Genomic DNA, 22,965 nt, shown 5'->3' with positions numbered 1-22,965 from the left:
GGCATCGGGAACTTCTTACCATATATCTTTGGTTTTGGGGAGAATTCCGGATGAAATTGTCTTCTTGGGGATCGTCGCGGCAAATACGTAGCTTTTTTTACCGCAGATGCAAGCATAGAGACGCAGTTGAAGAAGGGCTGTAAGTGCGTGCAATTGCCAGCTATATTGGCTAAGTGGCTGAAAGTAGAAATGATAAAGGTACGAGCATGGCATCCATCCGCGAGTTGCACCGACAACTGGTCAATAAAGAACGCTCTGCTGTGGAAATTACTCAAGAAGCATTAGACCGAATTACCCAGCTAGAGCCGAAATTGAAAAGCTTTCTGTGCGTGACAGCAGACAGCGCATTGGCGCAGGCCCACAAAGTGGATGCCCAAATCGCAGCAGGCGAGGAAATTGGGCTGTTGGCCGGAATTCCGATCGCCGTTAAAGACAATATGTGCACCGAGGGCATTCCCACAACCTGCGCCTCTCGGATTTTGGAAAATTTTGTCCCTCCCTACGATGCAACCGTTGTCTCCAAACTCAAAGCAGCCGGTGCCGTCATTCTGGGCAAGGCGAATATGGACGAGTTTGCCATGGGGAGCTCGACGGAAACTTCGGCCTATCAAGTTACCGCGAATCCTTGGGACTTGGAGCGCGTGCCCGGAGGTTCTTCTGGCGGTTCTGCCGCAGCGGTAGCCGGCGGAGAATGCGTCGTTAGCTTGGGTTCGGATACTGGAGGTTCGATCCGCCAACCTGCTGCTTTTTGCGGTTTGGTGGGGCTGAAACCGACCTATGGGTTGGTTTCTCGTTACGGTTTGGTGGCCTACGCTTCTTCTCTCGATCAAATCGGGCCCTTTGGCCGGACTGTTGAGGATACGGCGATTTTGTTGGGGGCTGTCGCTGGTTATGACAGTAAAGATTCGACGAGTCTCAATGTCCCAATTCCTGACTACGCCCAAGCTTTGAGACCCAGTTTGCGACCGAAGGGTCAGATTAGAATTGGTGTAATTAAAGAAACTTTTGGCGTCGGGTTGGACTCTGGTGTTAAAGACGCCGTGACAAAGGCGATCGAGCAATTTCAACAATTGGGCGCAGAAATTCAAGTCGTTTCTTGTCCCCGGTTCCGCTACGGTTTGCCCACTTACTACATTATTGCTCCCTCGGAAGCTTCGGCGAATTTGGCGAGATATGATGGAGTAAAGTATGGTTTCCGATCGCCCGATCCCGAAAATCTTTTGGATATGTATGCCAAAACTCGCGCTCAAGGGTTCGGTGCAGAAGTTAAACGCCGGATTGCGATCGGCACTTACGTGTTGTCCGCTGGATATTACGACGCCTATTATCTCAAAGCTCAAAAAGTTCGGACTTTGATTAAAGAAGACTTTGAAAAAGCTTTTTCTCAAGTTGATGTTTTGGTCTGTCCCACTGCTCCGACTACGGCTTTTAAGGCAGGCGAAAAATTCAACGACCCCCTGAGTATGTATTTGTCAGATTTGATGACTATTCCGGTGAATCTTGCTGGTTTGCCAGCTTTGAGTTTGCCCTGCGGATTTGATGATAAAGGACTGCCGGTGGGTATACAACTGATTGGTAATGTTTTGCAAGAATCTCGGCTGTTTCAAGTGGCTCATGCTTACGAACAATCCACTAATTGGCACTTGCGTCACCCGGAATTGAATTAATTTTTGAAATTCGGCGGAACGCTGCTGCGGAAGTTAGTAATCGATCTAAAGCTAATCATATGAATTAATCATTTGTCATTAGTTTTTGACCGATTTCTAATCTCCCGCGTGTCTTATTTTCTATGAACAAGTTACTGGTATTTGTTTTGTCTAAATCCCTCATAACTTTTGGGATAGTTTTGGCGATCGCTTATTCTGCTGCTTGTGTATTGCTATTTGTAGCGCAAGGTAAGTTTATATTTTTTCCGGCGCGGGCGATCGAAACTACGCCAGATGATTTTAAGTTGAAATATCAAGATGTTTGGCTGCAAATTCCAGCTAAAACAGCGGCGCTGGAAATGGAAAGCGTACATGGGTGGTGGATTCCTGCCTCGGAAAACCCCCGCAAATTTCGGGGGGAAGTAAGAGAGGTGGTTCCACTTCAACCATCCCAAACCCCCCCCAGCCCCCCCTTGTTAAGGGGGGGAGCAAGAGAGGCTGTTCCTGTCCCCCCCCTTAACAAGGGGGGGTTAGGGGGGGTTCCGGTTCCCCCACTTCACAAGGGGAACTTAGGGCGGGTAGTTTTGTACCTGCACGGTAATGGTTCAAATGTGGGAGCAAATGTCGAACACGCTAATCGATTTCATGGCTTAGGTTTGTCAGTATTTCTGATCGATTATCGCGGTTATGGAAAAAGTCAGGGCGATTTTCCGAGCGAATCTCGGGTTTATGAGGATGTTGAACAGGCCTGGGATTATTTGGTGAAACAGCGGGGGATTAACCCAAATCAAATTTATATTTACGGTCATTCTTTGGGAGGGGCAATTGCGATCGATCTAGCAGTGCGGCACCCGGAGGCTGCGGGGTTAATTGTGGAGGGTTCTTTTACTTCGGTAAGGGCAATGGTAGACTTCCAAAAACCGCTATTTAGGGCGTTTCCGATAGATTTGTTGCTGGCGCAGCGGTTTGATTCTCTGTCAAAAGTCGATCGCCTGCAAATGCCGGTACTATTTATTCACGGGACTGCTGACACTGTAGTTCCAGCCGAAATGAGCAAAAAAATGTTTGATGCAGCACCCGAACCCAAACAGCTTTACATGGTTCCCAATGGAGGACACAATAATGCGGCACAAATCGGCGGTGCAGAATATCTGCGGGTAGTGAGCAAATTTTTATTGTAGGGTGCGTCAGCTCATAGTGCGATCGTAAAAAAAGATAAAAAAGGGTACGTAGTTGCGCTTCAGCGCTCTTATCTTATATATATGAAAGAGCGCTGAAGCGCAACTACGTACCTAAAGATCGACACCTATAAACGGCTTACCAATTAATTCAACCTTAAAATATCTAACCACCAGTCATTGACGGCACGGCAGTAATTGCAGTAATTGTTCGAGCTAATCGGTTGTTGTTTTTTAACATCACAACCTCGCCGAGATATTTTGCGGTTCGGCATCCGGGCGCCGCATAAATTAGCATCTGTAAAATTAGCTTTGTTCAATCTCGCATCGCTCAAATCTGCCCCTCTGAGGTCAGCACCGCTGAGATTTGCACCGCTTAAATCAGCTTCTTTGAGGTCAGCACCGCTGAGGTTTGCCCCAGAAAAATCGGCATTTCTCAGGTCACTTCGACTTAGTTTAGCTGCGCTCAAATTACTGCATTTTAAGTTGGCCAACTGAAGAGATGCGTCGAGCAGAGAACTTTCGCTGAGATTGGCATTTTCTAAGTTGGCTCCCCTGATGTCCGCCCTGCTCATGTCGGCTTTGCTGAGGTCGGCATCGATTAAAAAGGCATTTCTCATGTTGGCGTTATTTAAATTAGCTTCCATTAAATCCGCCGCAGTCAAATCCGCATCTACTAAGTCGGCCCTGCTGAGAGTGGCGCGACTCAAGGAAGCGCCAAACAAATCTGCACGGCTCAAGGAAGCGCCAAATAAGTCGCATCCGGGACATCCTCTTGTTGCTAGCAGCCGCTTGATTAGAGGCAGATTTTGAGCTTGTAAGGGAACTGCTGCGCCAAATGGGAGTAGCAGAATCACTGCTGCCAGAATTGTCAGTTTAATTTTTGTCATCAGGTGTTGCGCGTTTAAATTGTATATGTCAATTACCTATTACCTAGTTGTCAAATCATCTCCTCATCAGACTTTCTCCCTCGATCTCTCCCCTCTGCCGGAATCTCCTCGAACATAACAGACTATGTAGATGCAAGCAAAGCTTAGTCCGGGTAATTCATCTAACTGCGTTTTATCGCCTAGTTTTCTCCTGGAATAACGCGCGCGGGGCTAAAAACAGGGTTTATCAAGCGAATTTCGACCTGTGGTACCCGCCACGTGATTTATCCGTGGAATCAATCCCAAATCGAAAATCGAAAATCCTCTCTTCCCCCGAATTTATCCGTAGGGTCGCCTCTAAAATCTAAAATCTAAAATCTAAAATCTAAAATCGATTGACGTGGCACGCCGGTGTGAGGTTGGCGGACGATCGCCTTTGCGGATATTACTTACTCCTTTAGGATGAGAGCGATTACCTCAAATCGGCTTTGCAGGCTACCGGCGAGCCACCGTTGGCAGTGGCTCAATGCCTTGTATTTTGTAGCTGGCGACGGCTGGGGTAAATGAGCTCCGGCAGTGATTCGGTAATTTCTGGTGGATGCAGGCGGATTGTGCTACGGGGGCGATCCCTCTCCGTACAGGCGATCGGTAAATAAGCCAATTGGCTTAGACTCTTAAGACATATTGCTGATGCGATGCCTTCTACAAAAAAGATAGCATTTTGGTATGAACGCCGAAATTATACTGAATAAGCAAGTATAAAAAACGACAAGGTGTGTCGGGGGGTGTGAAAAATGGGTACAACTAATACTTTCAGACGAGGAAAATCAATGTCGAACAGCATAGATCAACTGGCAGAAGGCGGCAGAGGCATCAAACTCATGTGGCAGATTGCAGACGAGCTGAGTTACACCCGGACTCTTGACGGTCGAAATTGTTTGTCGCTGAGCAAAAGTTACGAAGTAGAAAGTCGCTCGCGATCGCAAAATATAAAAAAGGCTAGCGTTTTAGATGGGTTAATGAATTTGTTAAAGAAGTGGGATTGGCAAGATGACATTGAGCAGGAAGCAGAACTGAATGAAAGTTCTTTGAAAAACATCAGCCTGCAAGTCAACACAGATATGAATGCTTTAACTAAAGTTTTGGACTGGTTGGAGCAGTTGCAAGATGTATCGATCCCCAATGAGGTTTGGTTCCAATTACAGCTAGCTTTAGCTGAAGGTTTTACTAATGCAGTTCGTCACGCTCACAAAAATCTGCCCGCAGAAACTCCTATTCAACTGCAAATTACGGTATGTAGCGGACACTGGCAATTCAAACTTTGGGATTGTGGGCCGCGTTTTGATTTTGATGCTAAGCTCGAAGAAATTATCGCAACAGATAGAAAACGCTTTGCTGATTTAGAGGTTTTGAGCGATACTTGCTTGATACCTAGCAGACCGACAACTTTGGAAATGTCTCAGTTTCGGATTGCTGGGTAAAGTAACAATTAACAGACTGGCACGGTTGAAAATGTGTTATACTAATAACGGTGTTAGGGGAAGAGTTACGGGTTGTGTCTCCGCGCGGGTCAGGGGTTTTTAATACTAGCGACCTGCTGCGGAGAAGGTTAAAAGCTATGGGCTTGGGTGAGTCTCTAGCAGTTCGACAAAAATGGGTTCCTTTGTTAAATTAGACATGAAAAATTCACCACAAAAAGTTAAAATTTATTCACATTAATTTTTAATTTTTTAATCTATGATGGTATCTGGTCGCTCACCAAATACTAATGATTTCCAAAGAAAGTTTATTTGTGCTGTCTCTATTTCCCTACTTGGGTTTTCTCTGGTTTTTGACGAAATCTGGAAAAACTCCTCGTTTAGCTCTGATGGGATTTTACGGCACTCTCGTGTTTGTGGCTGTGACTATTCCCGCAGCAATTTATGCAAAAGTTGCCTACAATGAGTCGCTAGCAAATGTCGATTGGCTCCACGGTTCTGCGGAACTATTCTTGACACTTGCCAATATTTTAGTAGTTTTAGGCTTTCGGGAAGCGGTGATTAAAGCCAAAGCATCCTCACAGAATGGTGGCGAAAAGCAAGAATCTCTTGCAGACGGGGGAATTGATTAAGACTTTGAGCGGCCATTCTGACGCGGTGATTTCGGTGGCTATCAGTCCCGATCGCGAAACTATGGCTAGCGGCAGTCGAGATGGTACTGTTAAAGTCTGGAACTTGCAAACAGGCGAATGTTTGTGCAGCCTAGTTGGGTGCAATCCGGTGGCTTTTAGTCCTGACGGTCAAACTTTAGTCACCGGTGGGGATGGGGCCCAAATGTTAGTTTGGCAGGCGTTTGTTTAGTTGGGCGAGATAGCTGAGATACTGGGAAATGCGATCGACATCTGCGTCAAGCAAGCGATTGGCCCAAGAATATATCTTAAGTTGCGATCGCATTTCCCGAAATATTGCAGCATCCCCGCGACTGTCGAGAGGGAAAACCGAAGCATCAAATCCCGCCGACTTGAGACGGCTAACAGCGCCATCGCCATCTTGTACCCACAATTGACGCTTGATGCGAAGAGGTTGACAGCAATATTCACCGACAACGATTCCCCCCACCGAAACGCTAGCATCCTCTCCACGATTGGAAAGTTCTTGCAAAATAGCTTTCAGAGAATTGAGGTTTTTGACATCTTGCACCTGCGGCGGTGTAAACTTGACAATCACCATTTCTGTAACTTCCACTGGTTTAGTCGATCGTCCAAAGTTGACCGGTTGATTCGCCCAAGAATTTTGTATTTCCGATGGCGCCACCCAAGAATTTTGCGTTTCCGATGGCGCCACCCAAGAATTTTGTATTTCCGATGGCGCCGCCCAAGAATTTTGTGTTTCCGATGGCGCCGCCCAAGAATTTTGTGTTTCCGGTAGTGGGATCTCGATTTCCTCTGTAACCTCTGGTGTTTCTACAGGCTTTGCAGTATCTACAATTATCTGAATTTCCTCACCATCCTTCTCAATTTTCCCGCTAATCAGTAATACAGCATTCTCTATAATATGCGGTTTTAATTGTTCGTAAGCCTTCGGAAACACAACAGCTTTGATTTGATGTGTCAAATCTTCTAATTGCAAAATTGCCATCGCATCGCCTTTTTTCGTCACTACCAGTTTGATAGCGTTGAGCATGACAATAACCGATACTTTACCCTTTTTCTCGGCTAACTGTGCGAGAGTCACAACATCTGGATCTTGATTAGATTGAAGCAGAAACTTGAGGGGATGATCTGATACATAAAAACCCAGCAATTCTTTTTCTAAACGCAATTTTTCCTGTGTGTCAAAATCTTTCACAGTTTTTGATTTTGGCGCAGATTCATACTTATTCGCCGACTTCCCAAAGCTAGTATCTCCTAACAAGTCAAAGAGATTACCTTGACCAGTTTCTCGGTCTTTTTTGCGGTCTTGCGCCCATTTCATAACCCCTTCCAAGTCGTTTACTAATTGCTGGCGGTTGGGTGCGATTTTGTCAAAAGCACCACAGTGAATCAAGGCTTCTAGGGCGCGGCGGTTGACAGAATGTAGATTTACGCGATCGCACAAATCTGGTAAAGAATTAAAATCACCCCCTGACCTGCGCGCCTCCAAAATATTTTCAATAGCCCCCTCACCAACATTTTTAACCGCCGAAATTCCAAACAAAATTTTATGTTTTTCCGCCTTTGTCATCTCCATCGGCAATGGCGTAAAAGTAAGTTCAGAACCATTAATATCAGGTGGTTCAACATCAATCTTCAGCTTGATACAATTAGCAATATATCTCTGTACCTTCTCCTGGTCGCCTCTGTTAGCAGTCAGCAGTGCAGCCATGTATTCAACAGGAAAATTTGCTTTTAAATAAGCAGTTTGATAAGTGATATAGGCATAGGCCATTGAATGGGATTTATTAAAGCAATTAGATGCCACCAGACTATTTTCTAGTGTAAAATTATGATCTCTTTCAACGCCAATGTCATATACTTCTTGAGTTCCTAGTGATTTTCTACTAATGATTTTAACCATGTTTGTAACTCCTGAGAATATCTTCAATTTTAGTCTTTTTTCGTTGTAAACCTAATCTGGGATACTGATACACAAAATCATAGAATGCTTGTATATTTTTCCGACTAAATATTCTCCAATAATAAACTTTTTTAAATTGATGCTCTTGTACAGAACCCATGCCTAAGTGCCTTGTTAGTTCGCAGGGAAATTTAAAGGAACTAACAATGCAGACTAAACCGCCACTCCTACCTTTGTTTGCATAAGCACAACCGTCACCATCAAAGTACCCTAACACATAAGACGCTAAATATTTGGAGTTAGGAAAATAGGTAACTTCTGAAAAAGTCCTTCCTGTTATGATGCCGTAGCCCTGTAAAGAGCTTGCCAGTTTTTCAGAAGAAAAATTTATTCGGTAGTGAGGAGCATAATTTTGAGGCTGAACAATTCTAATTTCACCAGAGTATTGTAGCTCTATGCTGAGCATTTCTGTGAGTTCTTTGTCAATTTATTCAAAAGCTACATAATTAGTTTGAGTAACGCAGCCATCAGCAGCTAGCAATCCTAACAAATAGGCTTTAGCTTGAGAGTCAATTATATCAAAATAGCTTTCATTTAAAGTATAGCGGTTTCGTCGCTTAGTATTAATGTCAGCTTCTTTTAAAACTCTTGAAACTGCTCTCTCGCTTACCCCAAGGTAGTTAGGGATTTCTCGACACTCCATGCCTTGGTTAAAAGCTAAAATGATTTGTTCCTTGTGTTCTGATTTTAGTTTCCTATAGTCTATATACATTTTATAGATGTGAGCTAGAGTTGATTTGTTTTAAGTCTAATCCTTTTTCAAAGATTTCGTCAATAGGTAGCATTTGACCGTCAAAAGTCATAAACTTGTGATCTTTTGTCGCGCGAATTATCGAGCCATCTTCCAGACAATACTCAAAGACCTCCTGCTGACCTCGGCGATGCCACTGTGCAATTGGTTGTGTATAAATATGGCCATTATTATCAACACTGTAAACGGTACATTCAATTTCTTCCTCGACAATTTTACCAATAGCCATCGGCCCATATTCCATAGTCAATATCTTCGTGTCATAGCTCAAACAATATTCCGCGAATTGAAGCATCTGTCCGAACAACTCTTCGGCAACTCTTTGAGCGACACCATTCTTAGTTGCGCCATCAATAAATGTTTCCTTTTGCTTCTGCATTTCATCAGCCTTCTTCTTGCCCATTGCGCGGCGCAGCAAGTCAGCTTGACCTAAAGAATAGCCCGCCAAATCTTGAGCCATCCGCATAATTTGCTCTTGGAAACAAAGCGTTCCATAAGTCTCTTTTAAAATCGGTTCTAACAGCGGATGGTCGTATTTAACGACTTCTCTACCATGTTTGCGATCGATAAATTGTGGAATCAAACCAGCATCCAGCGGGCCGGGACGATAAAGCGCCAGAATAGAAGAAATATCATCCAGACAAGAAGGTTTAATTTTTTTTACTACATCCAGCATCCCAGAAGATTCTAGCTGAAAAATACCTTCTAAATCTCCTTTTTCTAATAGTTGATAAGTCTTTGCTACATCACCGGGTAACTTGTTGTTCCTAGTAAATGTCTCTTGAGCTCTGCGTTCTATGTCAGAAGGTAAGCCTTCAGCATTGATAGTTATATCTTGAGTTTGCTTAACATAATCAACAGTTTTTTGGAGAGTCGTTAAATTTTTGAGTCCCAGAAAGTCCATTTTGAGTAACCCCAAAAATTCCAAGTCTTCCATAAAATATTGGGTGATTACAGCACCATTTTCATTTTTTTGCAGGGGCACAATTTCATCAAGGGGGATGGAAGAAATCACCACACCGGCGGCATGAACACCATAGGTTTTGTTAGTTCCTTCAATGCGAATTGCCATGTCAATCCACTGACGCACTGGGACTTCGGTGCCAGTTTCGGCATTAGTACAAATAGTATTTTCGTAGTTGGTTTTAAATTCCTGTGCCGGTGTTGCATCGGAAATCATTACTTTGAGTTTTTCCGGTTTCCCCCGCGATACTGGAATCATTTTCGCCATCTCATCGGCTTTTTTGTAGGGAATACCTAAAACTCTGGCAACATCTTTCAAAACAGCTTTTGATGTCATCCTGTTGAAGGTAATAATTTGCGCTACGCGGTCTGTACCATATTTGTCTGTAACATATTTAATCATATCGTCCCGTCTTTCGATGCAGAAATCGCTATCAATATCTGGCATCGATTTGCGTTCGGGATTGAGAAATCTCTCGAATAGCAATCCGTGGTGTACCGGGTCTATGTTGGTAATATTGAGGACATAAGCAACTAAAGAACCTGCCGCAGAACCACGTCCTGGCCCGACGGGAATATTGTTGTCTCTAGCATATTTCATGTAGTCCCAAACCACTAAAAAATATTCAGAGAAACCCATCTGCTGAATCATTTTTAGCTCATATTCTAGTCTTTGTTTGTAGACTGGGGGGATTTCATTTCTGGTACGGGCTTTGAGTCTTTCTAATAATCCTAGCCAAGATATTTCTTCTACATAGGTATCGGCGGTATGTTCTGGGGGAATTGGGATTGTGGGAATCCGAGCTTCTCCTGTTAGATCGTATCTTGATACTTTGTTTGCTACTTCTAGGGTGGTTTCGATCGCCTCTTCGATCGTTTCATCATCCAAATGGTCTCGAAATAGTTGCGCCATCTCCATAGCAGACTTCAGATATTCTGTGCCGCTGTAGCGCATCCGCTTTTCTTCTTCAATCAGTTTGTTGGTGTTGATGCACAACAAAGCATCGTGAGCTTCTACGTCGTTGCAGGAAATATAGTGAGAATCATTGGTGGCAATTATTTTAATATTGAATTCGCGGGCAATTTTGACGATTTCAACATTAACCATGCGGTCTTCTTGGGAACCGTGGTCTTGAATTTCTATATAATAGTCTTCTCCAAATACTTCTTTATACCATTTGGCAACTTCGCGGGCAGTATCTAGCTTGTTTTGCAGAATCATTTGGGGAACTTCGCCACCCAAACAAGCGCTGGTAACAATGAGACCTTCGGAGTATTGTTTGAGGAGTTCTTTGTTGATGCAAGGACGGGCAAAAATACCTCTTTCGGGCATTCCTTTTAAATGGGAAATTGTGGTAAGTTTTACTAAGTTTTTATAACCTTGCGTATTTTTAGCTAAGACAACTTGATGGTATTTTCTTCTACCTCGAACTTTGACTTCGATGTCGCCGTTGACGACGTACATTTCATTGCCAATGATGGGCTTGATATTTTTATTTCGACAAACTTTGATTAGCTCGATCGCACCATACATCACGCCGTGGTCTGTAAGGGCGATCGCGGGCATCCCCAATTCCACCGCCCGTTCAGCTAGCTGCTGTAGCTGAGATGCCCCGTCTAGCAGGCTGTAATCGCTGTGAATGTGCAAACCAACGAAAGACATAGCGATTTTATATTGTAGATTTTAGATTTTAAATCTTACACCATTGGCGTGTCAAAGGATAAAATAAAAAACAAAGCTTATTATCACTTTTAAGATAATTTAGGGTGGGGGGTATGACACCATAATACATCAGTTTGCTGTGGTATGGATGATAGAATGGGTAAGTTGTTGTCGATCGCGATGGCTACGCCCTGGCTTACGCCTACGCACTTTTACAAACTTGCTTGTTCCAAATAACCCTCCAAATCTTTAATACGTTCTTTTGTGACTCTGGCTCTGCAATAACCGTAGATAGAAGGAGCCACGCTACCACCCTCAAAGTAACCTGCTTCATAATCGCAAGATTCATCTCTAAACTTGAGCCAACTTCGCTGTGCGACTATCAATCTCTGCTTTTGTTTGCTGTTGAGTTTTGGTTGAAGTTGCTGATATACTTGATTGAGTTTTTTGTCTGCTGCCTGAAACTCTTGGCTGGAACACACATTCTGATCCAGTGTCGTTTGAGGACTTTTACAGTTAGGTTGTTGGGCGAGTATTAAGGATGTATTACTAGCTTGACTGGGAAGTAAAGATGTGGCTGTCAATAACAGTGAACTAGCTGCCAATGTTGTCCAAACAATGCTATTTTTCAAGGATTTTTCTCCTTAGTTTGTTAGTAATGACTGATTTCCTATCAACTATCAACTGTCAACTGTCAACTGTCAACTGACTGCTGAGCCGATCGCCAAATCCACCAAGCAGCCGCCCACAGAGTAAAATTACCGATGACAGTCATCGCAGCTTGCAGGGTAACAATCCATTCTAGGGCTGGGGAGTTGTCGAAAAAGTGCCACGTACAGGCGCACATAGCGCTGACAAGGGCGGGCAGCATTCCGACAGAAAGGCCCCACCAAGCTCGGTTTTTAGTGACTTCGCCGTAAGTCCAAATTAACCAGATGGCGGCAATCCACTCGACGACACTAGAGACATGAATAATCCAGGTTGGAATTGACAAAGCGTGCATTTTTTGTATTGTGAAATAAGTTGAAAGATGTATTTAGTTGTTTCAGGCAGTTAACTGTTGACTGTTAACTGTTGACTGTTAAAATAATTTATGGATCGCAACAATTCAGATATTGTAATATTTATATTCCCATCATAAACCAAGAAAAGAGTAGAAATGCGAGCAATTTTGTGCGGCTATTATGGTAAAGGCAACGGTGGCGACGAGGCGCTGTTGGCTTCGCTACTGCAAATGTTACCAGATGGGGTGACGCCGATCGTCCTTTCTGGCAATCCCGTCGAGACAAATCAGCGGTACGGAGTAGCTGCGCGCGATCGCATGAATGCGTTTGGTGTCCTCGATACACTCCGCAGCGCTGACGCCCTAATCTGGGGTGGCGGTAGTTTAATCCAAGACAGTACCAGCCTTGTCAGCCCTTTTTACTATGGTGGCTTGATGGGATTAGCGCAGCAGATGGGCTTAAAAACTGTTGCTTGGGCCCAGGGAATTGGCCCTTTAAATCGTGAGATTACTCGTAAATTATCTCAGCGGTGTTTTGGTGGATGCACAGCCGTCAGCGTGCGCGATAAAGGCTCAGCTACCATACTTGCAGATTGGCAAATTCCCTTTACATTAGCGCCCGATCCAGTGTGGGCTTTGGAAAATTCCCCCGTCTCCGGTTTGTGGGATTTGCCGTCGCCGAGAGTTGCGGTTTGTTTGCGATCGCACTCTACACTAACACCCGCCCGTTTGTCAATCCTAACTCAAGCTTTAGTTGACTTTCAAAAAGCCACTCGCACCTTAATTTTGCTGCTGCCTTTCCAAGCTTCCCACGACTTAGAAATTGCCAAACATTTGCACGAAGCGCTGCCGAAAAGGAGCCGCATCCTTAGTTTAGACGATCCGAGAAAGTTGAAAGGAGTGTTCCGGGGAGTCGAAATGGCGATCGGGATGCGCTACCACAGTTTAATTATGGCAGCATCCGAAGAATGTCGCTGTTTTGCCCTCAGCTACGATCCCAAAGTTAGCCAATTGATGGACGAGTTAGAAATGCCGGGATACTTATTATCAGAATTGCCCGAAGATCCCTATTTAATCAGCAAAACCTGGATGGATCACTATGCCAACGGCGCCGCACTATCGCCAGACAGGATAAAATTTATTGTAGGGCGATCGCTCTTTCATAAGGAAGTATTGCAAACCGCACTCCAGCAGTCTCAGTAAACAGTTGATAGTTGACAGTTGACAGTTGACAGTTTACCTGGAACAGCACAGTTTTGATGGCGGGGAGGCTGAATCTATTTTTTGCTAAGAGGTAAAATATTATGACAGTAAGTACAGCCGACATAAAAATTACCTGGGAAAAATTGCCAGACGATTTCATCTTAGACGAGGAACCAGTGGAAAATATCGACCAACCATTACTCGCCGCCGCCCTGCGCGAAATCCTAGAAATTGCCGGACTATTGTTAGAGGGAATCTTAGTTGCGCCGAATATGTGTGTGTGCGCGACATTAAACGACAAGCTAGTTACCAAAGCGCCAGATTGGTTTTATGCCCGCAACGTACAACCGCTTGCTGCCCCCGAAATTCGCCGCAGTTACACCCCAAACTTAGAAGGAGAAATCCCGGATATCGCGCTGGAGTTTTTATCAGCTAATCAGTACGACGAATATTCAAGTAAACCAACTTTTCCCCCGGGAAAATGGTTTTTTTACGAGCAAATGCTGCGAGTACCAATCTATGGTATTTTTGAGCCTGCGGCAGGATTGCTAGAAGTGTATCGGTTGAATTCATCAGGAAGATATGAAGCACAGCAGCCGGATGCAAACAATCATTATTGGATAGAAGGAGTTGGGTTATTTCTAGGCGTTTGGCAGGGAACAAAGGCTGAAAGAACCGGATATTGGTTGCGCTGGTGGGATGAAAGCGGACAGATGTTATTGTGGGGTGCAGAGATGGTGGAAAGGGAAAGACAGCGAGCCGATCGACTAGCCGCACAATTAAGAGCAGCAGGCATTGAACCAGAAGCTTGATACAATAATTAGAAATGAAAAATCCTAAGACAGCGATTTTTCATTTCTAAAAATATCTGCGTTAATCAACGTTAATCTGCCCGCATCAGCGGTTAAAAATTACATTCAGGAGACAGCAAAATTGGCAAGAGTTAGAGTTCGGGAACACGTAAATCCCCTATCGATGAGATATCAAACATCCGCCAGTCCCCCAGATTGGACGAAAATATATAGCGACTTAAATTTGCCACTGCATTTAGATATCGGCTGCGCCAGAGGCAGGTTTTTGTGGCATATGGCGCAAGCACAAGCTGATTGGAATTTTCTCGGATTAGAAATTCGGGAACCTCTGGTAGACGAGGCAAATCTTTGGCGGGACGAAAAAGGCTTGACAAATCTGCACTATTTGTTTTGTAATGCGAATAGTTCTCTCAAGCCTATTTTAGAAACACTTCCCGCTGGTACTTTGCAGCGAGTTAGCATTCAATTTCCCGATCCGTGGTTCAAGAAAAAGCACCACAAGCGGCGGGTGGTACAGCAGGAATTAGTCGGCGAGTTGGCGACTTATCTGGCTGTTGGCGGCGAAGTGTTTATTCAATCGGATATTGAGGAAGTAGAAGTCGAAATGTGCGATCGCTTTTCATCTCATCCTAGCTTTAAACGCACAAATAACGGTGAATGGTTAGCAGAAAATCCCATGCCTGTAGCCACTGAAAGAGAAATTGCTACTCTCAAACGCGGGGAACCAGTTTATCGCGCAGTGTTTCAAACATAAAACGTATTGTTTCACCAATAAAGCCCGCCGAATTAATTGCGATGTTTCACAAATAAAGCCCGCCGAATAGAATTCGGGGCTACACAAACAATGTCCGCGGAGGTGGACTGAAGATAAGAGTATCAATAAAAGCTGATTTGGTGTTTGAGATCGTATCAAATTCATTAAAAATTACATTAAACCTCTTGCAAAAATCCTTTTAACCAAATTTTGGGACGGGCTAGAAGCCCATCCCACAAGAAAAAAGATTGTTGTGGGATGGCTTTGAGCATCGTCCTAACTATTTTTGCAAGAGGTCTATTTTATACTATTTCTTTAAATTGGCATTTATCTCTTTTATTGAGTCCGTGGAGGCGGACATTGTTTGTATAGGCGCGAATTCTATTCGCCCGGATTATTCTGTTTATTTTAACCCGGAATTTGGGGAGGTTCGGGGTTTGTTGGTTTCGACTTGTTTGTCGATCGCACTTCTGTAACTATCCACCACATGATTCGGCATCACATCCCCATTAGGCGCCAAAAAAGCCCACTCCTCACCCACGTGTACATATTCAGTCTTAAAGAACACCGTAAAAGGCACCAGCGTAATTGCATCCGCCAAATTTACCACACGATAGCTGTTCGGTACAACTCGATTGTGCTCCCTCGCAAACACCGGATCGCCCACCCTCGGACTGCCATAAGTATACAACTGCACCTGCTTTTTCAACCGAGGAACATTCACCGCAATGTCGATCGCAGCCAAAGTCGCGATCGCAGCACCCAAACTGTGGCCCGATAGATAGCAAGGAACCGACGGATTTAGCTTTTTGGCAATGTCCAGCGTTTGAGTGGCAATATTGCTGTAGATGGTTGAAAAACCGGGATGAATTGTACCGTAGGACTTACTGAAAACCTTACTTTCTTTTGTAGCGTAGGCGGGTAATTTTTGCTGCAATATACTTGGTCATACACTAACTCTAAATATCAATATAGCGGTTCTCAAAAAAGTCAGGTACGTTGTTGGGCTTTAGCCCTCTTATGTGTATAATATAGTAACCGAAGTCGCATGAAAAAATTCATTTATAGTCATACCTCATCTTTCGCTCGAAAGGCTATATCAAAAAACGGGTTTTTTACCTAATCTGCTGGCTGCAATCTAATGATTTTAATAAAAAACCCAGTTTCTCACCTCGTCCTTAATTGCTACTTTCCCACTGTCAACAAAGGTTTCCCTCATAATTGAGGTTCAATTCCAGCCGATCGCAATTGAGCGCGCAATTGCTCTAATTCTTCTTGAGCGCGATCGGCCCTTTGCCGTTCTTGTTCAGCCCTTTGCCGTTCTTGTTCAGCCCTTTGCCGTTCTTGTTCAGCCCTTTGCCGTTCTTCTTCAACTCTTTCAAAGCCCGTTAACAGCAAATTCCCTTCACTATCCCACCAGCGCAGCCAAGGTAACTCAACATTTTGATACCTTCCCTGCCAAATTCCCAATTCCACTCCTAACGGTGGAATTGGATAATGACCGCGATCGTTTGCCGGAAGTAAATGATAGCTACGGCCTACTAAATGGTAAACTTCGACACTCGCCTTAGTCACCTCATAAATCCCGTAAAATTCCGGACGGATGACATTTTCGTAAATCCAGAATTTGCCAGGTTTAGTTTCCTGTTGACCAGTTCGCAACAAAGGCGTTCTATCTCGTTCTTCTGCACCATTTCCCGACACAAATTCTAACACAATTAATGGTGCTAAAAACTCTTGCCACATCACATAAGAACGACGCACTTGACCGTCAAATGTTGGCGGGACATTTGGCACGTAAAACCAATCCGGTGCTTCCGCACCACGCTCTAGTGGCTCAGTCAATCGCCAATAAATCCCGCTATCTTGACCGATACAGTAATCAGCATCTGGATGAATGCTTTGGAGGATCGGAGTAATAGAATCAGTTAACAGAATGCTTTGGGGATGTTCTTGAAAGTTTTTCACAAAAGTGCCGTCGGATTCTGGTAGCTGAGTGTGATCCGGCCAACCTGCGGGGTTGTTTTCTACATCGAGGGAGAATTTCATGGTTTTATGTGAGTAACAGGTCTTAATCAAGAATGTCTTTAATTTTTTTCTCAAACTCCTCTTGACTTATATTACCATTTATCAAGTCATCAGTGAGAGATTTAATCGGATTTTCTGTTACTTGAGGTGGAGAGGCGATCGCCCCAATATTCGCCTCAAACAAAGCCGCCCCTTCCGGTTGAGAACTATCGAAAACTTCCTTGAGTTCCGCTGCATTCATTTGGCGGCCGCTAGCATAATAAAGGTGAGTCGCCTTTCCCACCCTCCAAGTCAGTGCAAACAGCGACGAAGCCACCGCAAAACCGCCCACAAACGGCACAAACAAACCCAAACCATACATCGATATCCAAGCCATAAACGCTACCCAAAAAGAACCAAAACCCCCGAACAGATTGCCTCCGATCGCCAGCGCATCTTGACCTTTTGGATAGCCCCATTTTGCCCCAATATCCCGCATCATTTTTAATAGCAACACGCTCGCCACCAGTAGCGTCACCGTCATACTTCCCGGCAGCGGGTTGAGTCCCAAAATAGCAGATCCAATGGCATAATCTATAATCAAGTCGCGGATTTCTTTGTTGATTTCGACAAGGTTTGGTGCGCGGGCGATCGCTTCCATTTCCGCTGAGGTTTTTGGAGAGTTTTTAGACATAAGATTTAGTCTTTATGAAAATCTATAAAAACTCTTGTGGGGCAGGCAAGATGCCTGCCCTATACAGGCTTTTATGGAGAGATATATTCTAATCTAAACCCAAGACGGAAGCCACATCCTAATTTTCCATTCTATTTGTGACAAAGGCAATCCCAAATAGAGAGGCATCCAGAAAATAAAAGCACCCAAAACCATAAAAATTATTGTTACCCCCATCCCTCGGAGGCGGGTTTGTGGGCTGTGCAGCCACCTGTCAGTCCACCAAGCAAGTGCTAAAGCTGCAAACACAGAACAGCCCATATAATGGTACAAAAATACGCAGCGAGTCACCTTCACCCAAGGCAGCAAATTAGCCACCCAATTAACTATTAAATACAGCGCCATCCACATTTCAGTAGTCGGCGGAAACAAAATCGGCCGCTGCTGTTCGATCGCCTCAACCGAAGCCACCCGGCGCGTTTCCCTCCACACTAAAACCCGGTGAACCAAAACTCCTATTACTAGCAGTAAAGCTAAAGTTGACAGCCACCAAAGCAAAGGATTTCCCATCGCGTGAACATCAAGAATTACCGGGTTTACACCGCTGGGTAAAGGCGGCAAAACTGGATCTGATGGTGCGTTGCTGCTAATACTTTTGTAGAAGTAGACTATCGGGCGCAGCATCAAAGGCCAACTGTACCACGCCGAACAGTAAGGATGCACGTCAGGCCCGCTTTTAATCCGCTGGTGATAAGTCAAAATTTCCGTTTGCATCTGCCAAAAGTTGGGAGTTGGATTGAGATGCAGGTGAGGAATCCAGGAGATGCTGTAAACTAAAACAGGAATCACAGCTAGACTCAAAATTACTTCTAAGAATTTGAGTTGAGTCAGTCTTTGTACGGGACTTTCGGGCGGCAGGAGAGCAGGATTTACCTCGGCACTCTGTTCTTCATCTCCTCGGTTTCCTTGGATTAAACGCACTACCCAAGCGCAGATTAAAATTAGATACGTACCGAATAGAAACCACAGCCCATTCCATTTGATAGCAGCAGAAGCACCGAAACCTATTCCTGCTAGCACCAGCCAAAGCCACCGCTTTTTGCCTTCTGATTCTACGGATTTTAAAATAAATAGTTGTCCTAAGATTCCGAACAAAACTAGATAAATGTTGTTGAGCGCGTAGCGAGATTCAACTAAAAATAAACCGTCGCAGGCGATAAAGAAAGCAGCCAGAAAAGCAAAGGTGCGGCGGCGCACTAGCTGATAAGCCAGGGCTCCGACAACTAGGGGAATAAAGGAGCCTGTGAGAGCATTTAGCCAGCGGTAATCCCAAGGGGAAAGCGTTGAGCCGGCTAGACCGTTGACGGCTGTTTTGCCGAAGGGGAGGTGAGTGCCGATCGCAATGCCGATCGCAATTATGTACTGACTCAGCGGCGGGTGAGCATTGAAAAAAGGTGTTTTAGTCAGATAATCGTTGGCAAACTTCGCGTAATAAACCTCGTCAAATACGAAAGCGTTAAATCGCTCCAGTTCCCAAAAGCGCAGAATCCAAGAAAATAGGAACACACCGAGCATTCCTAGACCAAAAACAAGAGTGGATCTGTTGAATTGTTTTTTGTTGAGTTGCATAAAATAACCGAAAATAGTAGATGCTAGATTTGGGGGCGATCGCTAATTTTAAAATAATCAGTTGAAAAGAGCGTAAAAATTACTATTATGACTTTTAACCTTCGCTGCTACAAACCCGATGCAGGCAATAATGCTTGTCACGTGGGGCGATCGGCGGTAGCGACTATTGTTTCACAATATGCTGCCTATGTAATTGGCACCCAGGCAGGAAAAACGCATATGACAATGTGCGATCGACTATGATACCGGTTAACAAGGTCTTGTTTAAGGCGGGTGTTTATGAATCTCAAGCTGTGGGTTTGGGGGATAGCTGTAGGTGCAAGTATCCTCCTAGGAGTTCCAGCGGTGGCGGCACCCAGTGCGATGCAAATTAGTCAAGGGGTATCGCAGCAGGGAGGCGGAAACCAGGCGGCGGCTGAAAAATCCTTGAAAGAAGGGCTCCAACTGTACCAGCAAGGGACGGCGGAATCTTTAAAAGGTGCGATCGCCAAGTTTGAAGAAGCATTAAAACTGTATCGAGAAGCGGGCGATCGCGGTGGAGAAGCTGTCACCCTCAACAACATCGGCAAAGTCTACTCAGATTTGGGAGAGAAACAGAAAGCGCTAGAGTATTACAGCCAGTCCCTTCCGCTGAGTCGGGCCGTAGGCGATCGCTCTCTAGAAGCTACGACCCTCAACAACATTGGCTTAGTCTACGATGATTTGGGAGAAAAACAAAAAGCACTAGAATATTTAAGCCAGTCCCTTCCCCTGAGTTGGGCAGTAGGCGATCGCGGTGGGGAAGCTACCACCCTCAACAACATCGGCGGTGTCTACTCAGATTTGGGAGAGAAGCAGAAAGCCCTAGAGTATTTGAGCCAGTCCCTTCCGCTGAGACGGGCAGTGGGCGATCGCAGTGGGGAAGCTGTCACCCTTTACAACATTGCTTATGCCAAACGCGATCAAAGCAATCTCACTGAAGCCCTCACTAATATTGAAACCTCCCTCAAAATTATTGAAAGCCTCCGCACCAAAGTTGCTGGCCCAGAACTCCGCACCTCATACTTTGCCACCGTACAAAACTATTACCAGTTCTACATTGACCTGTTAATGCAACTGCACAAAACCCAACCCAAATCTGGTTATGATACCAAAGCCTTTGAAGCCAGCGAACGTTCCCGCGCCCGCAGCCTCCTCGAACTTTTGCAAGAAGCAAACGCCGATATTCGTCAAGGTGTCGCCCCAGAATTATTGCAGCGAGAACGCAGTTTACAACAGCAACTCGATGCCCTTGAAAAACGACGAATCGAAGTTCTAAATCGCCCCAAGCACACTCCCGCCCAAGAAGCAGAATTAGAACAACAGCGGCAAACTTTAATCACACAATATCAGGACATTCAAACCCAAATCCGCACCACCAGCCCCCGGTACGCCGCCCTCACCCAACCGCAACCCCTAACTCTTTCACAGATTCAACAACAAATCCTCGACGAGAATACAATTTTACTCCAGTATTCTTTAGGAAAAGACCGCAGCTATCTCTGGGCTGTGACGAAAACCAGCATTACCAGTTATGAATTACCAAAAGCTGCCGAAATCGAGACAACTGCCAAAAACTTTCGTGCTGCTGTCACTGATCCGCGCTACCGAGACATCCCCAATCGAGTCGCTGAAGCTAACAACGCCCTCAGTCAAATTATTTTACAGCCCGTTGCTGCCCAACTCGGTCAAAAACGCCTGCTGATTGTTGGCGATGGTGTTTTGAATTATCTTCCCTTTGCCGCCCTTTCGCTCCCCGGAAAATCCGGTGAAAATGGGAATCCGCCTTTAATAGTAGACCATGAAATTGTGCTGTTGCCTTCCGCTTCCACCTTGGGAATCTTAAGACAAAACTATAGCGACAGACAACCCCCTACTCGGACTTTAGCAATTCTCGCCGATCCAGTTTTTAGCGGTAACGACGAACGAATTAAAAATTCTTCTTCTGCCACCACTGAGCAAGCGGTAGAATCAGCAAATCCCGGTTTAAGTCGCTCCCGAGGCAACAATAACGTACAGTTTGACCGTTTAAAATTCACTCGCCAAGAAGCTCAAATCATTCAAGCCTTAGTTCCTGCCAATTCTCGCACCGAATCTTTGGATTTTGCAGCCAGTCGCGCCACAGCCACCAGCCCGAATTTAAGCCAATATAAAATCATTCATTTTGCCACCCACGGTTTCGCGAATAGCACTAACCCGGAATTATCAGGAATCATCTTGTCGCTAGTAGATGAAAAGGGAAATCCCTTAAATGGATTCCTGCGGCTTACGGATATTTTCAATCTCAAATTAGCAGCAGAATTAGTAGTTTTAAGTGCCTGTCAAACCGGATTGGGGCAGAACATTCAAGGCGAGGGAATGGTAGGATTGACGAGAGGATTTATGTATGCTGGGGCGAAGCGAGTGGTGGTGAGTTTGTGGAGTGTGGATGATGAAGGAACGGCTACGTTAATGTCGAGTTTCTATCAGGGAATGCTGAAAAAAGGGTTGACGCCAGCAGCAGCTTTAAGGGCGGCGCAATTGGAAATGTTGCAGCAGAAACAGTGGCAGTCTCCCTATTATTGGGCTGCGTTTACGCTTCAGGGTGAATGGCGGTAAACAGTTGACAGTTGACAGTTGACAGTTGACAGTTGGGTTTTAAAACCCTGAATTTTGATAAAGTTGATGAAAAATCAGCATCAATTTAGTACGAAAAACCAGAGACGTAGGGTGCGTCGCCACTAATAATTCTCGCCCTCAACCAGGATGCCAGTGAGCGACGCACCCTACAATTTATAACCGGGATTAATAACGACGTAGAGTGCGTCGCCACGAATAATTCTCGCCCTCAACCAGGCTGCCAGTGAGCGACGCACCCTACAATTTATAACTGTCATCAAAGTTATCCAGTTGTGTGCATCTGCTTTGTAGTCTACAAAAGAGTTGCGTCTTCCCGATCGCATATTACCAGAAAGAATTGGTTGAAAGCCGGAACCCCTTGAGGGAGAAATTAAAATCAGACTATTCATTACTCCAATCCTCTTCCTTCTAGGTAGAGGTGGCTCTCAAACTGTCAACTGTCAACTGTCAACTGTCAACTGTTGAATCACCCTTCATCTCAAAATTAACTCCTTGGTAAAGTTCGCTCAATTGAATTTGAAATTCGCTCGCACTTAATGTCATAACTTCATCAGCCGTTGTATATTCTGTTAATACCCATTTATTTTCTGAATTTTTAGCAAATTGTTCGATATAACATTTATATTGGTCGATCGTAATATATTCTCGAAGACTGGGGATAGATCGATAATACTGAAATTTATCGCCTCGATCGTAATTTTTGGTTGAATTTGACAAAACCTCAACAACCAGCACCGGATTAGTTACCGTAGTCGTACCGCTGCCCTCATAAGCAGGCTCTCCAGAAATCACCATGACATCGGGATAAGTGTAAAGGCGATATTGCGATATCCACAAACGCACGTCACCCATATACACGCGATAGTTCGGCCTTCCCAAAGTCAATTTAAAGCGGGCATAAAAATTACCTGCGATTTCATTGTGATTCGTTGTTCCACCTGTCATTGGCACTATTTCTCCATCACGGTATTCACTTTTAAACTCCGCAGCTTCTTCTAATTGCAGATATTCTTCGGGAGTGCAGTAGCGTTTTTCTGTTTGTACAACCATAATATCCTCAGAGCGACGCGCATCAAAATGAGA

23 protein-coding genes are annotated in these 22,965 nt (G+C 44.7%); 10 read left to right on the top strand and 13 right to left on the bottom strand.

The window, feature by feature from the left end:
* The first annotated feature begins 206 nt into the window (after window positions 1-206).
* Window positions 207-1,667: an Asp-tRNA(Asn)/Glu-tRNA(Gln) amidotransferase subunit GatA gene (gatA, locus tag JGK14_RS11455; RefSeq protein ID WP_325315078.1), complete on the top strand. Its 1,461-nt coding sequence runs from the start codon at window positions 207-209 to the stop codon at window positions 1,665-1,667.
* Between the two features lie 122 nt (window positions 1,668-1,789).
* On the top strand, window positions 1,790-2,827 hold the full coding sequence (locus JGK14_RS11450) for an alpha/beta hydrolase (protein WP_293174879.1): 1,038 nt from the start codon (window positions 1,790-1,792) through the stop codon (window positions 2,825-2,827).
* 143 nt (window positions 2,828-2,970) lie between these two features.
* Here the strand turns inward: JGK14_RS11450 and JGK14_RS11445 are convergent, their stop codons facing one another.
* A complete protein-coding gene (locus JGK14_RS11445) occupies window positions 2,971-3,714 on the bottom strand; it encodes a pentapeptide repeat-containing protein (RefSeq protein ID WP_325315072.1) in 744 nt (247 codons plus the stop codon).
* Between the two features lie 809 nt (window positions 3,715-4,523).
* On the opposite strand from JGK14_RS11445, the gene JGK14_RS11440 reads away from it, so the two are divergent.
* From JGK14_RS11440 to JGK14_RS11430, 3 genes are all read left to right on the top strand, one after another.
* Window positions 4,524-5,174, top strand: coding sequence for an ATP-binding protein (locus tag JGK14_RS11440; protein ID WP_293174873.1), 651 nt, complete (start codon window positions 4,524-4,526; stop codon window positions 5,172-5,174).
* Between the two features lie 287 nt (window positions 5,175-5,461).
* Window positions 5,462-5,803: a DUF3593 domain-containing protein gene (locus JGK14_RS11435; protein ID WP_293324746.1), complete on the top strand. Its 342-nt coding sequence runs from the start codon at window positions 5,462-5,464 to the stop codon at window positions 5,801-5,803.
* Window positions 5,796-6,032 carry a WD40 repeat domain-containing protein gene (locus tag JGK14_RS11430; RefSeq protein ID WP_293174868.1) on the top strand — a complete coding sequence of 79 codons (237 nt, stop codon included), beginning with the start codon at window positions 5,796-5,798 and terminating at the stop codon, window positions 6,030-6,032. The genes JGK14_RS11435 and JGK14_RS11430 overlap by 8 nt, the downstream gene beginning before the upstream one ends.
* On the opposite strand, the gene JGK14_RS11425 is transcribed toward JGK14_RS11430, so the two are convergent.
* From JGK14_RS11425 to JGK14_RS11400, 6 genes are all read right to left on the bottom strand, one after another.
* A complete protein-coding gene (locus JGK14_RS11425; RefSeq protein ID WP_325315071.1) occupies window positions 6,009-7,727 on the bottom strand; it encodes a helix-hairpin-helix domain-containing protein in 1,719 nt (572 codons plus the stop codon). The genes JGK14_RS11430 and JGK14_RS11425 overlap by 24 nt on opposite strands.
* On the bottom strand, window positions 7,720-8,193 hold the full coding sequence (locus JGK14_RS11420; protein ID WP_325315070.1) for an LAGLIDADG family homing endonuclease: 474 nt from the start codon (window positions 8,191-8,193) through the stop codon (window positions 7,720-7,722). Before JGK14_RS11420 ends, JGK14_RS11425 begins: the two co-directional genes overlap by 8 nt.
* Before the next feature lie 21 nt (window positions 8,194-8,214).
* On the bottom strand, window positions 8,215-8,499 hold the full coding sequence (locus JGK14_RS11415) for a hypothetical protein (protein WP_325315069.1): 285 nt from the start codon (window positions 8,497-8,499) through the stop codon (window positions 8,215-8,217).
* 1 nt (window position 8,500) lies between these two features.
* Window positions 8,501-11,164: a DNA polymerase III subunit alpha gene (locus JGK14_RS11410; RefSeq protein ID WP_293174859.1), complete on the bottom strand. Its 2,664-nt coding sequence runs from the start codon at window positions 11,162-11,164 to the stop codon at window positions 8,501-8,503.
* A gap of 212 nt (window positions 11,165-11,376) precedes the next feature.
* Window positions 11,377-11,796, bottom strand: coding sequence for a lysozyme inhibitor LprI family protein (locus tag JGK14_RS11405; RefSeq protein WP_293174856.1), 420 nt, complete (start codon window positions 11,794-11,796; stop codon window positions 11,377-11,379).
* A 62-nt stretch (window positions 11,797-11,858) separates the two neighbouring features.
* Window positions 11,859-12,167 (bottom strand): DUF2499 domain-containing protein, encoded by a 309-nt coding sequence (locus JGK14_RS11400; RefSeq protein ID WP_293174853.1) that lies wholly within the window; start codon window positions 12,165-12,167, stop codon window positions 11,859-11,861.
* A 156-nt stretch (window positions 12,168-12,323) separates the two neighbouring features.
* On the opposite strand from JGK14_RS11400, the gene csaB reads away from it, so the two are divergent.
* The 3 genes from csaB to trmB all read left to right on the top strand — a co-directional run bounded on the left by csaB (window position 12,324) and on the right by trmB (window position 14,936).
* The gene (gene csaB, locus JGK14_RS11395; RefSeq protein WP_293174850.1) at window positions 12,324-13,370 is read left to right on the top strand and encodes a polysaccharide pyruvyl transferase CsaB; all 1,047 of its coding nucleotides are present in this window, start codon (window positions 12,324-12,326) and stop codon (window positions 13,368-13,370) included.
* A 101-nt stretch (window positions 13,371-13,471) separates the two neighbouring features.
* A complete protein-coding gene (locus tag JGK14_RS11390) occupies window positions 13,472-14,182 on the top strand; it encodes a Uma2 family endonuclease (protein ID WP_293174847.1) in 711 nt (236 codons plus the stop codon).
* A 121-nt stretch (window positions 14,183-14,303) separates the two neighbouring features.
* Window positions 14,304-14,936 (top strand): tRNA (guanosine(46)-N7)-methyltransferase TrmB, encoded by a 633-nt coding sequence (trmB, locus tag JGK14_RS11385; RefSeq protein WP_293174844.1) that lies wholly within the window; start codon window positions 14,304-14,306, stop codon window positions 14,934-14,936.
* Between the two features lie 403 nt (window positions 14,937-15,339).
* Here trmB and JGK14_RS11380 read toward each other — a convergent pair whose 3' ends face one another.
* From JGK14_RS11380 to JGK14_RS11365, 4 genes are all read right to left on the bottom strand, one after another.
* Window positions 15,340-15,873, bottom strand: coding sequence for a lipase family protein (locus JGK14_RS11380; protein WP_325315068.1), 534 nt, complete (start codon window positions 15,871-15,873; stop codon window positions 15,340-15,342).
* Between the two features lie 278 nt (window positions 15,874-16,151).
* On the bottom strand, window positions 16,152-16,985 hold the full coding sequence (locus JGK14_RS11375; protein WP_293216323.1) for a Uma2 family endonuclease: 834 nt from the start codon (window positions 16,983-16,985) through the stop codon (window positions 16,152-16,154).
* Window positions 16,986-17,007: 22 nt separating this feature from the next.
* Complete coding sequence (locus JGK14_RS11370) at window positions 17,008-17,637, bottom strand: hypothetical protein (RefSeq protein ID WP_325315067.1); 630 nt, start codon at window positions 17,635-17,637, stop codon at window positions 17,008-17,010.
* 93 nt (window positions 17,638-17,730) lie between these two features.
* Window positions 17,731-19,191: a dolichyl-phosphate-mannose--protein mannosyltransferase gene (locus tag JGK14_RS11365; protein WP_442921447.1), complete on the bottom strand. Its 1,461-nt coding sequence runs from the start codon at window positions 19,189-19,191 to the stop codon at window positions 17,731-17,733.
* A gap of 141 nt (window positions 19,192-19,332) precedes the next feature.
* Here JGK14_RS11365 and JGK14_RS11360 point away from each other — a divergent pair, with 141 nt between their 5' ends.
* Window positions 19,333-19,488: a hypothetical protein gene (locus tag JGK14_RS11360; protein WP_293174832.1), complete on the top strand. Its 156-nt coding sequence runs from the start codon at window positions 19,333-19,335 to the stop codon at window positions 19,486-19,488.
* Window positions 19,489-19,524: 36 nt separating this feature from the next.
* Window positions 19,525-21,861, top strand: a complete 2,337-nt coding sequence (locus tag JGK14_RS11355) for a CHAT domain-containing protein (protein WP_325315065.1) — start codon at window positions 19,525-19,527, stop codon at window positions 21,859-21,861.
* A gap of 167 nt (window positions 21,862-22,028) precedes the next feature.
* On the opposite strand, the gene JGK14_RS11350 is transcribed toward JGK14_RS11355, so the two are convergent.
* Complete coding sequence (locus JGK14_RS11350) at window positions 22,029-22,271, bottom strand: hypothetical protein (protein ID WP_293174826.1); 243 nt, start codon at window positions 22,269-22,271, stop codon at window positions 22,029-22,031.
* Between the two features lie 58 nt (window positions 22,272-22,329).
* On the bottom strand, window positions 22,330-22,932 hold the full coding sequence (locus JGK14_RS11345; protein WP_293276871.1) for a Uma2 family endonuclease: 603 nt from the start codon (window positions 22,930-22,932) through the stop codon (window positions 22,330-22,332).
* Between the last annotated feature and the right edge of the window lie 33 nt (window positions 22,933-22,965).

The sequence above is a fragment of the Microcoleus sp. PH2017_28_MFU_U_A genome, from assembly GCF_020738035.1.
GTDB lineage: Bacteria > Cyanobacteriota > Cyanobacteriia > Cyanobacteriales > Microcoleaceae > Microcoleus.
Note: the sequence above shows the minus strand (reverse complement) of the source record. Positions and strands in the feature narration are given on the sequence as shown.